Raw genomic sequence first — 13,453 nt, forward strand, 5'->3', positions numbered from 1 at the left:
GCTGACAGCCCGATCGGCCATCGGCCGCGGACCCGTGTTCGCTTCTGATCACGAACCGTAAAATCAGTCTCGTTCGGGCACTGGGAGATTGCCACTCCGAATCGGTCGCAAAGCGTGTCGGCGGCGGCCGAGGCACCCGTATCCCTTGGTTTCCAAGCACTCTCGGGGTAAATGCGGATCACCCGAACGGCCGTTCATCCCGAGGGCCCGGCGGGCGCACGGCGAGCCCTCCGCGCGTCATCGTGTTCGCCATTACCGGCCGGCACACGGCCCCGAATGCGCGGGCCGGGAGCCCTCGTCACTCTGGACGCATGCAGATATCCGCGGTCGTCTACGCCCCCGCCCCTGACGGCGGCCGTCGCGTCCGGGTCGGCGAACGCTTCGTCGGCCTGGCGTACACGCTGGTCGACATCGCGGAATTCCTGCGCAGGGCCGGGTGGGAGGACATCGAGGCATCGGACGTCGAAGCCGCCGAGTGGATCGAGTGGCGCGGCGGCGGGCCCGGCGTCTGGGCGCACCGATGAACCCGTCGCGCGTATGCGGTGCCCCGGCCCGGAGACGGGTCGGCACTCATGTACCCGCCGAGGGCATGCGGTCCCCCGGCCCGGAGACGGGCCTCAGTCCGCCCGGGGCAGCCGGACCTCGAAGGCCGCACCGCCGCCCGGTGCGTCGGTGACGGTCAGTGTTCCCCCGTGCCGGTGCACGACGTCACGGGCGATGGCCAGTCCGAGGCCCGCTCCGCCCTCGTCGCGGCCGCGGGCCTCGTCGAGGCGGACGAAGCGCTCGAAGACACGCTCGCGGTCGGCCGGCGCGATGCCGTGGCCGTCGTCGGCGACGGTCAGCAGGACGACGTCCCCCTCCCTCTCCAGGGCGACGGTGACCACGTCGGCCGCATGCCGCTGGGCGTTGTCCAGGAGGTTGGACAGGACACGGGACAGCTGCCCGCCGCTGCCCCGGACCGACGGCGCGGTGTCCTCGATCCTCACAGTGGCGGTGTTACGGCCGGAGCGGGCGTGCCGGGCGACGTCCTCCGCCACCAGCACGGCCAGGTCGACGGTGGTGCCGCCCGGCTGTTCACCCGCGTCGAGGCGGGCGAGCAGCAGCAGGTCGGTGGCCAGTCCCTGGAGGCGCACGACGTCGTGCAGCAGGTCGGTGGTGTTCAGCAGGCCGGGGTGCTGATCGGCGACTTCGAGCTGGGTGCGCAGACTGGCGATGGGGCTGCGCAGTTCGTGCGAGGCGTCGGCGACGAAGCGGTGCTGCCGCTCGACGGACTTCTCCAGGGCGGCCAGCGTCTCGTTGGTGGTGCTCGCCAGCCGGGCGATCTCGTCGCGTGAGCGGGGCTGGGGCACTCGACGGGCCAGGTCCCCGTTGCCCGTGATCTCCGCCATCTCCGAGCGGATCCCCTCCACCGGGCGCAACGCACGCCGGGTGACCAGCCATGTCACCCCGGCGACGACCACCAGCAGGAACGGCAGACCGGTCAGCATGGCCCGGGACACCTGGGCGAGCGTGGCCTGCTGGTCCTCGAGGGAGGTGCCGGCGTACACCGTGTACGTCCGGCCGCCGTAGGTGGTGCCCTGCACCGCGGCGAAGGTGTAGTCGTGGGCTTCGCCGTCCACCGTGACCCTCAGTGTCCTGTGGTCCACGTCCGTGCCGACCTTGCCGCGCGGCGGGCTGCTGTCCTCGTCGTCCCCGCTGTCGTCGTCACGGCCGTCGCCGCCATGGCTGTCACGGCCGTGGTTGTCGCCTCCGTGGTCGTCGCCGCTGTCGTCGGACTGGGTGCGCAAGGGGGTGTCGGCACCTGCCGGGGCGTAGTCGGCGACGACAGCACTCCCGTCCAGGTCGTCGCTCGCCGCCAGCACCCGGCCCGCGGAGTCGACGACCTGGACGAGGTCGTCCTCGCCGTCGGGCAGATCCAGTCCGCCGAAGTCGCCGTTCAGCGCGGCCTGGGCGCCGGCCACGGTGCGCGCCCTGACCTCGGACTCCAGCCCCGCACGGTCGGTGAGGTTGTGCCGCAGGACGGCGACGACCGCCGTGCCCGCCGCGATCAGCGCGACGCACACGACGAGGGTGGCGGCCAGCGCGGCCCGGGCCCGGACCGAGGAGAACGGCCTAGGCATCGCGACCGCCGTCGGCCTCCAGCCGGTACCCGGCCCCGCGGACGGTCTTTATGGACCGCCGTCCGAAGGGCAGGTCGATCTTGCGGCGCAGCGCGCTCACGTAGACCTCGACGATGTTGGGGTCGCCGTCGTACGCGAAGTCCCATACGCCACCGAGGATGTCGGCCTTCGACACCACCTGCCCGGCGTGCAGGGCGAGGTGTTCCAGCACCGCGAACTCCTTGGCCGTCAGCACCACTTCGGTCCCGGAGCGGTCGACGCGCCTTCCGTCGGGATCGACCGTCAGGTCGCCGATCCGCAGCACCGGGGCGCCGCCGCGCGTACGGCGGCGCAGCAGAGCGCGGACACGGGCCTGGAGCACGACGTAGGAGAACGGCTTGGTGAGGTAGTCGTCCGCGCCGGTGTCCAGGCCCTCGGCCTCGTCGTACTCGCCGTCCTTCGCGGTGAGCATCAGGACCGGGGTGTCGTCGCCCGCGGCGCGCAACTGGGCGCAGAACCGGTATCCGTTCAGGCCGGGCAGCATGATGTCCAGCACGATCAGGTCGTAGTCGCGCTCCTGCGCCAGACGGAGCCCGGTGACACCGTCGTGGGCCGTGTCGACGGCGAAGCCCTCGGCCGCCAGGCCGCGGGCGAGGGCCATGGCGAGACGTCTCTCGTCCTCCACGATCAGCAGGCGCATGGTCACAGCGTCTCAGACCCCACCTGAAGTGATCTTCAGGATGCTTCAGCCTGGCTTCAGGGTCTCCCGTCCATGGTGGTGCACGTCAGGCCGACCGGTCGGCTCCGCTGCGGTCGAGCCGCAGACCCCAGGAAGGGACCACCCCACGATGAAGGCTCTCAAGCGCCCCCTGACAGGTCGTCACCGCACGCTGGCCGCCGTGCTCGCGGCCACCGCCCTCCTCGGCGGCGGCGCCGCGGCGACCGCGGCCGCGGTCGCCGACGACCGGCACGACGACGGCACCCGTACGACCGCGGGCGGCCCGCTCGCGTCGCACCACGACGACAACGCCCGTACGGACGACGGGCGGGACGGCTCCGGTCACCACCGTGTCGTCGTGGACGGCACCGACCTCGATCTCAAGTCCGCCGCCGAGGTGGCCGCCAAGTCCGTCGCGGGCACCGTCACCGAGGTCGAACTCGACGGACGCGCGGGCCGGACGGTCTGGAAGGTCGAGGTCGTCGACTCCGCAGGCGTGGAGCGCGACGTCACCGTCGACACAGGCGACGGAAGGATCCTCGGGATCGGTGTCGACCGGGACCGGGACGACGACACGCGGGCCCGGACCGTCGGGGCCGATCTGGGCCGCGCGGTGGACGCGGCGCTCGGCGCCGTCGACGGCAGGGCGGTCTCCGCCGAACTCGACGACCACCAGGGCGGCACCGTCGGGTGGCACGTCGATGTCGTCGATTCCGCGGGTCTGGAGCACGAGATCGGCGTCGACGCGCGGACCGGCAAGGTCGTGTCCACGCGGGCCGACGACGACCGGCACCGTTGGGGCGGCGACCGCCATGGTTCCGGCGACGACGACCACGACAGCGACGAAGGCAGGGGCGACGACGACCACGGGCACGACTGACGCCGGTCCGGGCCGCCGGGCGCCACGCGAGAAGTCCGTCGTCGGGTGCGGGGGGCGCCTACTCGCCCGACGACGTGCGCACTGTGGCGTCCGTGTCCTGGCGGGCGGGCGAGTGCTCCGTGGTCCAGCTCGCGAGCAGCGTGCGAACCAGCGTGCGTCCGGATCACGTTCCGCCGTCCTCGGAGTAGCGGCCACGGCCCGTGCCACAAGGCACGGGCCGTGGCCGGTGAGCGGGGCGGCGGCGCACCGCTGACAGGGAGCGGTGCGCCGCCGGTCAGGTCATGCCGGACGCAGGGTTCCGCGCATATCGGCATGTGCGGGCCCGTCAGCGGCGACCGTCGTGACCGCGGCGGCCCTCGACACGGGACTCGTCGTAGCGGCGGTCGCCGTGGTGGCGGCGTCCGTCACCCCACGAGGCCTCGTCGACGAAACGGCCGCGGTCGGTGCGGAGCGTGGCCGTCCCGTCGTGGTTGTCCCACACGTGGTCACGGCGGTCCTGGTACACGTCGCGCGCGCTGTCCCGTCCGATTCCGGTGTGGACGCGCACCGTGGCGCGGCCGTCGAGCCGGAAGTGGCGGAAGGTGTACGTACGACCGTCCTCGTTCGACAGCGTCCAGCCGTCCAGGTTCACGTCGTACCGGCCGGTGTTGGTGATCTCCACCCACTCCTTGTTCAGGGAGTTGACGGAACGGTTGTCCCAGCCGGGCGCGTCGTACTGGACGGCGCTGATGATCACACGGTCACCCCGGTCGCCCGGGTGGTGGCCGGCGGCGACGGCGGGCAGTGCCACCGCGCCCACGACGGCCGCGGCGACGGCCGTGGCGCCGGTCAGCCGGCGGGCGATCGAGGAAGCAGAAACGGACACTAGGTGTCCCCCTTCACAGGATGAGAGCACACCCCCGCCGGCACGTACGGCAGCAAAGTCGCAGGCCGGCACGGTGTGTTGTGCAAGTGGCGGCCGGGCGGCCGCGCATCCACACCCTCCAGCCGGCGCACCGGACCGCGGCTCCGGCACGAGGCCTGTTACGGATCCCGCACATGCTCGTGATGCTCGGATGTAACGTCCATTTATGCATCGATCGACCCATTTCGACGCCCCGCCGTGCCGGATTCCCCACCGGCAAAGGCGACCGACGCCTCCCCTGCCGGCCGGCCATGTCTCCCACTCACCAGCCCTCACCCGAAAGTGAGCAACAGCCACGACGACGGCGCGTGGGCGGCGGGGACGGCGGACCGGTCCTCGTACGACGGGTCCGGTTCGCGCCGTGCCTCGACGGGGTCACGTTCCCTGAGTCCTCCGCGGCGCAGGTCGGCCGGCCGCCGGCCGCGGCCGGCGGCTTCGCGACCCGCCGGTCACCGGCTTTCCGCCACGGATGCGCGGCTGGAGTCCCGCCCGGGCGAGCCGTACGGAGGAGGGGGCCGAGCCCCGCACGGCGACGCCATCTCGGCGGAACCGGCCCGTCGGGGCTCGCCGGGACGCAAGACTGGTGGGGTGTTGAGCGATCTGCCCGAGGTACCCACGGGATTCGTCGGCCGAGGGAGCGAACTGGCCCATCTGGCCGACGCCTTGGCCAGAGACCGGCTGGTCACGCTGACGGGGCCCGGCGGGGTCGGCAAGAGCCGTCTCGCGCTGCACGCCGCGGACCGGGTGCGGCACGAAGGCCGGTCGGTGGCCTGGGCCGATCTCTGGCAACTGCGGGACGACCGCCTGCTGGTCGCCGTGATCGCCGACGCGCTGGACTTCGCCGACCACACCGCGGCCACACCGCTCGACACACTGAGTGCGTGGGTGGGCGACCGGGACCTGGTCCTCGTCCTCGATTCCTGCGAGGGCCTGCTGAACGGCTGTCGCGCGCTCGTCACCCACCTCCTGGAAGCGTGCCCGCGCCTGACCGTGCTGACCACGTCCCGGGAACGCCTGGGACTGGCGGACGAGCATCACGTCACCGTGGAACCGCTGCCCGTCGCGACCGGCGCGGTGCGACTGCTGTGCGAGCGCGCGGCAGCCGCCGGCACACACCTGACCGGTCCGGAGGGTCTGGTGACGGCTGCCCGCCTGTGCCACGCCCTGGAGGGCGTACCGCTCGCCATCGAACTGGCCGCCGGACACCTCGCCCACCGGGACATCGACCAGATCGAACGGGTCCTGCGCGCCCGCCTCGACCTCCACGGCGCACCAGGGTTCGGCCCGCCGCATCATCGCGTCCTGCGCACCGCGATCGGATGGAGTCACGAACTGTGCGAGCCCGCCGAGCGGCTGCTGTGGGCGCGTCTGTCGGTGTTCCGCGGCACGGTGGACGCCGGCACCGTGGTGGCGGTGTGCGGCGGCGGCCCGCTCGCCCCCGAGGAGGCGGTACGGGCGCTCGAAGGGCTGGAGCGCAGATCGGTCGTGAAGCGTGACGGTGAGCGCTACCGGATGCTCGACACCGTCCGCGAGTACGGCCGCATGTGGCTGGACGAACTGGGCGAGTCGGCCGAGGCGCTGGACCGCCACGCCCAGTACTTCCGGGACCGGGTGCGCGCCGCGGACGCCGCCTGGTTCGGTCCCGGCCAGATCCACGCCTACCGCTGGATCGACGGCGCGCACGCCGACCTGTGTGCCGCGCTGGACCATCTGCGCCGGGGGCGAGGGTTCAGGCCGATTCGCGGACGATCAGCTCCGGGTCGAAGCCGATCGCCGTGGCCTCGGTCCGTGCGCCGCGGATGTGTTCGTCCAGGAGACGGGCCATCTCCGCGCCCATCCGTTCCACGGGCTGGCGGACGGTGGTGAGCCGGGGACGGCTGGTGACGGCGACACTGGAGTCGTCGAAGCCCACGACCGCGACGTCGTCGGGCACTCGCCGTCCCTGCTCCCTCAGGACCTGGCACGCGCCCTGCGCCATGAGGTCGTTGGCGGCGAACACACCGTCCACCTCCGGGTGTTCGGACAGCAGGCGTGCCATGGCCGTGCTGCCGCTGCCGAGGGTGAAGCCGCCTTCGACGACCGGCACACAGGGGTGGCCGTGCCGGGCGAGCGTGTCACGGAATCCCGCGAGGCGTTCCTGACTCGCGAAGACCCCCAACGGGCCGCAGACGGTGGCCGGTCTCCGGCAGCCGCGCGCCACCAGGTGCTCCGCCGCGAGGCGTCCGCCCTCCCAGTGCGCCAGATCCACGTAACTGAGCGGCACCGGTCGCGCGGGGCGGGCGAACAGCACCGCGGGCAGTGCCGCCTCGGCCAGGAGCGCGGGCAGCGGGTCGTCGGGGTGTGTGGACACCACGAGCGCCCCGTCGGCCCGGCCCTGTCGCAGATACGTCAGCACCTCGTCCCTGGCCTCGTCCGACTCGGCGAACATCAGCACCGGGTGCATCGACCTGGGCCGGAGGAATCCCACGACACCGCCGACCACCCGCCCGAAGAAAGGGTCCGCGAACACCCTTGTGGCGAAGGCGTTCTGACGCTCGGCGCAGTGGTCACCCGCACCGGACACCACCAGTGCGACGGTCTCGGCGCGTCGGGTGACCAGCGAGCGGGCCGCCCGGTTCGGTGCGTAACCGGTGCGGTCGATGGCCTGGCGGACCATGTCCCGGATCGCCGGATCCACGTTGCGCACGCCGTTGACCACCCGGGACACGGTCGCCCGGGACACGCCCGCCTCCCGGGCGACGTCCTCCAGCGTCGGGACGCGTCTGCTCATGGCCGCACCCTAACGGCACGGCGCGGTCACGGCATAGAGCGCTCTCCCGGGAGGCCGGGCCCTCCCTCCGCGCACACCGTGACCTCCGTGCACAGGGGCAGGTCGCCCGCCGAGCGTCCGGCCAGGACCCGGCAGGCCCCGGGCTCGACCCGCCAGCCACCCGCGTCCTCGTCCCAGTGCCGCAGGCTCCGCGCCGGTACTCGCACGGGGACCGTCACGGCTTCCCCGGGCCGGGCGCGGACCGCCGTGTATCCCGCCAGCCACCGCTGCGGATACTCCACGGCGGCGTCCGGGCGGGCGAGGTACACCTGGACGACCTCGCGGCCGGTCCGCTCGCCCGTGTTGCGCACCCGCACCCGCACCGTGAAGCCGCCGCCGGTGACTTCGGCCGGAGCACCGATCTCCTCGTAGGCCCAGGTCGTGTAGCCGAGTCCGTGCCCGAACCAGTAGGCCGGGGTACGTCCGGTGCGCAGCCAGCCCCGGTGGCCGATGTGCAGGCCTTCGCTGTACTCGAGGCGGCCGTCGGCGGGCCGGACCCGGGTGACGGGCGCGTCGGCGAGCCGGGCGGGCCAGGTGGTGGGCAGGCGTCCGCCGGGCTCGGACCGCCCGAACAGCACGTCGGCCAGGCCCCCGCCCCCTTCCTGCCCGGTGAACCAGGTGAGCAGGACGGCGCCGGCCTCCGCGCGCCAGGGCATCTCGACGGGGCCGCCGCTGTTGACGAGGACCACCGTGCGCGGATTCGCCCCGGCCACGGCACGTACGAGGGCGTCCTGTGCGGGCGCCAGGGCCAGTTCCGCGCGGTCCCGTCCCTCCGACTCGCCGTGCTCGGTGGTGCCGACGACCACGACGGCCACGTCCGCCGCGCGTGCGGCCCTCTCCGCCGCGGCCAGGGCCTGCGGCGCGGCGGTGGCGGGCGGGGCGGCTCCCACGACCGTCGCCCTGCCGGTGCCGGGGGCGAGTTCACGTCGCGCGACGAGCAGCGGTGTGGTGCCGCGGGTCAGCCGGGCCGTGGCGAGCCGTGCGGGCGGGTTCACATGGACGATCGCCGGGTCGTCGGTGTCCTTCACGAACTCACGGTCCAGCAACGGGTGGTCGTCGAGGCGAAGGCTCATCCGCCCGAATCCCGCGACACTCAGCGTCCAGGCTCCCGAGGTCCGCGGACGCAGTCGTGCGCTGATCTCCACCGTGTGCGCGCCGGGGACCAGGGTGGGTTCCAACTGGCGCCCGGTGCACCGGTGTTCGGCGTACAGCTCACGGCCGTCCGCATCGAGCACACGCAGCATGACCCCGGGCAGGCCGGAACGCGGGTGCGTGCACAGGGCCGTGTCCAAGGGGGCGGGCGGCTCGTCGGGCACCGGCCCGGGCACGTGGACGACCTCGGCCCGGCCGCGCAGACTGCTTCTGATCCCGTCGAGGACACAGACCTCGTCCTGCGGGAAGACGCCGGCGCTGCCGCCACCCTGGGTACGGGTCCGGGCGGCGTGTGCGCCGATGACGGCCACCGTCGTCAGGCGGGCGGGGTCCAGGGGCAGCACGTCCCGGTTGGCCAGCAGAACCGCGCCGGCCGCGACGGCCCGTCGGGCGACCGCCCGGGCGCCGCTCACGACCGACGACGTCCGACGCGGGGGCGGCGCCTCCCCGAGCGCGCCGCAGCGGGCGGCGAGCCGCAGCAGCCGGCGCACCTTGTCGTCGACGACGGACTCGGCGACCGTGCCCTCGTCGACAGCACGCACCAGGGCGGCGCCCCAAGGACCGTCCGGGCCCGGCATCACCAGGTCCAGGGCGGCCCGGGCGGTGTCCTTGGTGCCGCGCACGGCTCCCCAGTCGGACACGACGACTCCGTCGAAGCCCCATTCGCTCTTCAGGGGCTCGGCCAGCAGCGGATGCCCGGTCAGGGTCGTGCCGTTGACGCTGTTGTACCCGGCCATCACCAGTCGGACGCCGGCGGCGACGGCGGCCTCGAAGGGAGCGAGGTAGACCTCCCGCAGGGTGCGCCGACCGGCCCGCACGTCTACGGTCAGCCGCTCGGTCTCGGAGTCGTTCGCGACGAAGTGCTTGGCGGCGGCGGCAACGCCGCCGGCCTGGATGCCCCGCACCAGCGCCGCACCGATGCGGCCGGTGAGTTCCGGGTCCTCGGAGAAGCATTCGAAATGCCGCCCGCCGAGCGGGCTGCGATGCAGGTTGAGGTTCGGCGCAAGGACCACGTCCACGCCCTTGCGCCGCGCCTCGGAGGCGAGGAGGCCGCCGAGTTCCTCGACCAGTTCGTCGTCCCAGGAGGCGGCGAGGGCGGAGGCCGAGGGCAGCAGTACGGAGGTGTGCCGCTCGTCCCAGGTCTCTCCGCGTACGCCCGCCGGACCGTCCGACAGCACCATCTCCCGCAACCCGACAGCCGGTTCGGCGTGCGTGCGCCACGTGGTGGCGCCGGTGAGCAGCCGGACCTTGGCCCGCAGGGTCAGCTTGTCGAGAAGCCGGTCGAGTTCCTCGTCGGTCATTCCCACCCCCTTGTGTGGATCGGTCAGTTGTAGACGCCGAACTCGAAGAGCGAGTAGCCCCAGCCGGTGCCGCGCTCCGTGCCGTTGATCCGGACGTAGCGGCCGGTTCCGCTGACGTCGAAGTCGTCGACGCCGCCGTTGCCGCCCGTCACCGTCCTCACGGTCTGCCAGTTCTGTCCGTCGTCGGACGTCTGGACGGTGTACGCCTTGGCGTAGGAGGCCTCCCAGACCAACTGCACGTGTTTGAACGACGTGCGCGTGCCGAGGTCGACCCGGAGCCACTGCGGGTCGCTCCAGTCGCTGGCCCAGCGTGTCCTGGGGTCTCCGTCCACGGCGTCGGCCGGTGTGCAGGGACAGTCGCCGTAACTCGTCTGGTAGGAGGAGGCGGTGGCCGGCTTGTTCCGGGCGACGTTCGTGCCGTCCACCGTGGGCGGGACGACGCTGATCGAGTGCGTCTCGACGCCGACGTTGCCCTTGCCGTCGGTCGCCTTGACGTAGATCTTCCAGACACCGGGGCGGTCGGGTGCGGTGACCCTGAGACGGCCGCCGCCGAGGGCCGTGGAGGCGAGCGGGGTCAGGTTCTTGCTCTGGTCGATGTACATGCTGTTGCTGAGGACCTCGTACGAGACCTGGTCGCCGTCGGGGTCGGTCGCCTTGACGGCGAGCGTCAGGTCACGGCCCGCCTGCACCTTGCCCGGGTCTCCCTCGACGGTCAGGTCCGCGACGACCGGCGGGGTGTTGTCGTGGGCGGTGTCCCCTCCGTAGGCGCGCTTCACCGCGTAGTACGACAGTCGCTTCTGGCCGGCGGGCAGCAGATTGAACCAGATGCCGCCGAAGTCGTACTCCGTGCCGTAGTGGAACATCGTGGCCCCCAGAGCGACACCCCTGTGCCCGGTGACGCAGCCCCAGGCCTTCGTGTATCCGGCGGCCTTGGCCTGGTCGGTGGGCTCCTGCGGCACGCCGTTGGCATCGTCCGGCACCTCCCACTCCCCCGCGGGGCCGGTCTCGGTCACGATGTACGGCTTGGTGTAACCGCCCTGCTCCCATGCGGACTTGATGTCGCAGACCGCGTTGTAGGAGTTGACGGCGTACAGGTCGAGATCGGGCGCGTTCTTCTTGTAGTAGGGCCAGGCGCCGACCCACGCGTCGGTCGAGGTGACCGGGTGGTTCGGGTCGACGGTGTGGATCCTCTTCGTGATGTCGTTGACGAGGGTGGTGTAGGCGTCGCGCTGTCGTTCCAGTTCGTCGCCCGTGTAACAGTTCTGGAGCCCGAGCACCGACTCGTTGCCCACGTCCCACATGAGCACGCCGGGGTTGTCCTTGTAGGTCTGGACCCACTTGGGGAACTCGTCGAGCATCTGGTTCTTGTACGCCGTGTCGGTCACGTAGTCGACGCAGCCGCCGCTGCCCGGTCCTCCGCCGGGCTGGAGCCAGAATCCGGCGACGACCTTGATGCCGTTCGCCGCGGCCGCGTCGAGGAGGGGTTTGCTGGAGGCGTCGGTGCCCCAGGTGCGGATGGTGTTGACGCCCATGGACTTCAGGTCCGGCAGGTACGTGCCTGCGTCGGCGACCGCCGGGCCCCAGGTCAGTCCTTTGACCTGGTAGGGCTGCCCGTCCACGGTCAGCTGCCAATTGCCCTGGATGCCGGTCACCTTGACGACGCTGCCCGCGGCGTGGGCCGGTGCGGCGGGCAGTGCGGTGAGTGCGCCGACGGTCAGGACGCCTGCGGTGAGGGGCGCCGCGAGGCGGCGCGCACGAGTGCGGGGCGGTGGGTTCATGGTGGTTGCTCCGGTGTGCGGGTGGAGGGGCGGCCCGGCCGCGGCGGGGACGTGGCGGCGGGGCCGCCCGGTTCTGAAGGGGGGCCACCCGGCGGACTTCCTCGGCGACAGACGTCGCGGAGGAAGTCCGCGGGGTGTTCTGTCGGCGGGAGCGTTCAGGGAAGCCGGTAGTTCTCGTCGAGCGCAGCGCCCGCCTCCGGGTGCGTCTCGTCGTACCCGCGCGCGTTGCACTGCAGGCCGCCGACCACACAGTGGTCGACCAGCGCCTTGAGGGTGGCGTCGTCCCAGGCGTTGAAGAAGTCGTAGTGGAACGAGTAGCTCGGTCCACTGGCCGGCCTGACCCGGGAGAGGTCGCCGTTGACGGGGAACGCCATCTTGAACTCGATCATCGGCAGCGCCACCGGGTGATCGGCGGGGCAGACGTTGTCGTTGGTGCCGGGCTTGACCACCGGGTAGGCCATGTGGCTCTTGTGATCCGGCGTGTCCAGGTACTTGCCGTCCCAGCAACTGGGCGCCTGGAAACGGATGTTGAGCTGCACGTCGGCGCGGTCGGGACAGTTCGTGGGGAAGTCGACGTTGAAGAAACTGTCCCCGCATTCCCAGCCCTCGACGAAGCCTGGGTGGTGGCGGAACTCGTCCGCGGTCTGCATCGGGCTGCCCACGACGTATCGCAGCCCCTTCGGGAAGGGTCGCACGCTCGTGTAGTCGGTGACGCCTGCCTTGTAGTAGATCACCTGCGGGCCGACCGGCAGCACCGGCTGGTCGCCGTCGTAGAGCGTCGGCATCCAGTAGCCCGACCTGTCGCCGGGCGCCTTGCAGGTGGTGGTGCCGGCCGCGAGGGAGGCCGTGGTGCTGGCGGCGTTCGTCGTGGTGTTGCCCATGAAGGTGTGGTCGTGGGACTTGCCGGGCTGCTGCGGATAGACGATGGGGTCGTCCGGCTTGGTGTGGCTCACCGAGCAGTTGGCCTGGAATTCGTGGAAGTACCGGTGGGGCGGATTCTGTGTGGACGGGGTGACGCCGGTGACCGGCGGGTTCGCCGGTATGTAGCCGTCGCCGTCCGGGTCCTCGGGCGAGGAGGCGGTCGACACGGCCATGGCGTGGCCCGCGTGTCCGGCCGCCGACGACGTCGTCCGCCCGTTGTCCTGCGCCGGCGGACCGGCGCTCATCGCGACGCCGCCCAGGCCGAGCGTGGTCAGCAGTAACGCGCCCGTAACCAGCGTCCCTGAGAGGATCTTCGATCTCCGTGGCATGGGGAACTCCTGGATGGGAGGTGGGGGTTGGCGTGAGAGAGCGCTCTCCCATCGACTGGAGTGTTGGTGCCGTGGCATGAGAGTGTCAAGAGGTCCAGTCGAAGGATCACTGCCGTGGGGCGCGCCCGATTCGGCTTCCAACAGCGCCGATCGACGTTCGATCGGCGACGCGATTCGGAATTTCGGTCGCATCACTTGACTCCTGGTTCACGCCGCAGAACCATCCATCGTCGAGAGAGCGCTCCCCGAACTCTGCGGCGCGTCACGGCCGTTGCGGCGCGTCCCGACCGGGCGGTCGGGGCGGTGCGGCGGGCTCGCCGGTGCCGGCCGGCGGGACGGGCTCGCCGGTGCGTGCCGGCGCGGCGGGTCGGAGCGTGCCGGTGACGTGGTCGAAGTGTGCCTATCGGATCGGCGGACCTCCGACCGGGCCGTCGGCGCGTGCCGGTGACTTCGTCGAAGCGTGCCTGCCCGATGGGCGGACCGCCGACCGGTCCCTCGGCACGGGCCCTGTGCGGCCGCCGGAGCCGCGTGCTCGCCGCGGCCCGGCGAGTCCGCCCGTGCG

Annotated in this window: 9 protein-coding genes; 2 read left to right on the top strand and 7 right to left on the bottom strand. The window is 72.2% G+C overall.

Annotated elements, in window-relative coordinates; all coding sequences use genetic code 11:
* Window positions 1–311: 311 nt before the first annotated feature.
* Window positions 312–524 carry a hypothetical protein gene (locus ACZ4IF_RS27945; protein WP_467567615.1) on the top strand — a complete coding sequence of 71 codons (213 nt, stop codon included), beginning with the start codon at window positions 312–314 and terminating at the stop codon, window positions 522–524.
* Window positions 525–617: 93 nt separating this feature from the next.
* On the opposite strand, the gene ACZ4IF_RS27950 is transcribed toward ACZ4IF_RS27945, so the two are convergent.
* Both ACZ4IF_RS27950 and ACZ4IF_RS27955 read right to left on the bottom strand, forming a co-directional pair.
* The gene (locus ACZ4IF_RS27950; protein ID WP_467567617.1) at window positions 618–2,120 is read right to left on the bottom strand and encodes a sensor histidine kinase; all 1,503 of its coding nucleotides are present in this window, start codon (window positions 2,118–2,120) and stop codon (window positions 618–620) included.
* Window positions 2,113–2,799 (bottom strand): response regulator transcription factor, encoded by a 687-nt coding sequence (locus ACZ4IF_RS27955; protein ID WP_467567619.1) that lies wholly within the window; start codon window positions 2,797–2,799, stop codon window positions 2,113–2,115. Before ACZ4IF_RS27955 ends, ACZ4IF_RS27950 begins: the two co-directional genes overlap by 8 nt.
* 148 nt (window positions 2,800–2,947) lie before the next feature.
* Between ACZ4IF_RS27955 and ACZ4IF_RS27960 the strand changes: the two genes are divergently transcribed.
* A complete protein-coding gene (locus ACZ4IF_RS27960) occupies window positions 2,948–3,697 on the top strand; it encodes a PepSY domain-containing protein (protein WP_467567621.1) in 750 nt (249 codons plus the stop codon).
* 325 nt (window positions 3,698–4,022) lie between these two features.
* On the opposite strand, the gene ACZ4IF_RS27965 is transcribed toward ACZ4IF_RS27960, so the two are convergent.
* From ACZ4IF_RS27965 to ACZ4IF_RS27985, 5 genes are all read right to left on the bottom strand, one after another.
* Window positions 4,023–4,562, bottom strand: coding sequence for a lamin tail domain-containing protein (locus ACZ4IF_RS27965; RefSeq protein ID WP_467567623.1), 540 nt, complete (start codon window positions 4,560–4,562; stop codon window positions 4,023–4,025).
* A gap of 1,768 nt (window positions 4,563–6,330) precedes the next feature.
* The gene (locus ACZ4IF_RS27970) at window positions 6,331–7,371 is read right to left on the bottom strand and encodes a LacI family DNA-binding transcriptional regulator (RefSeq protein WP_467567625.1); all 1,041 of its coding nucleotides are present in this window, start codon (window positions 7,369–7,371) and stop codon (window positions 6,331–6,333) included.
* Between the two features lie 26 nt (window positions 7,372–7,397).
* Window positions 7,398–9,863 (bottom strand): glycoside hydrolase family 3 C-terminal domain-containing protein, encoded by a 2,466-nt coding sequence (locus ACZ4IF_RS27975; RefSeq protein WP_467567627.1) that lies wholly within the window; start codon window positions 9,861–9,863, stop codon window positions 7,398–7,400.
* A gap of 23 nt (window positions 9,864–9,886) precedes the next feature.
* Window positions 9,887–11,641, bottom strand: a complete 1,755-nt coding sequence (locus ACZ4IF_RS27980; protein WP_467567629.1) for a discoidin domain-containing protein — start codon at window positions 11,639–11,641, stop codon at window positions 9,887–9,889.
* A gap of 155 nt (window positions 11,642–11,796) precedes the next feature.
* Window positions 11,797–12,891, bottom strand: coding sequence for a DUF1996 domain-containing protein (locus tag ACZ4IF_RS27985; RefSeq protein ID WP_467567631.1), 1,095 nt, complete (start codon window positions 12,889–12,891; stop codon window positions 11,797–11,799).
* Window positions 12,892–13,453: the final 562 nt, after the last annotated feature.

The organism is Streptomyces sp. NPDC025784, assembly GCF_055558435.1.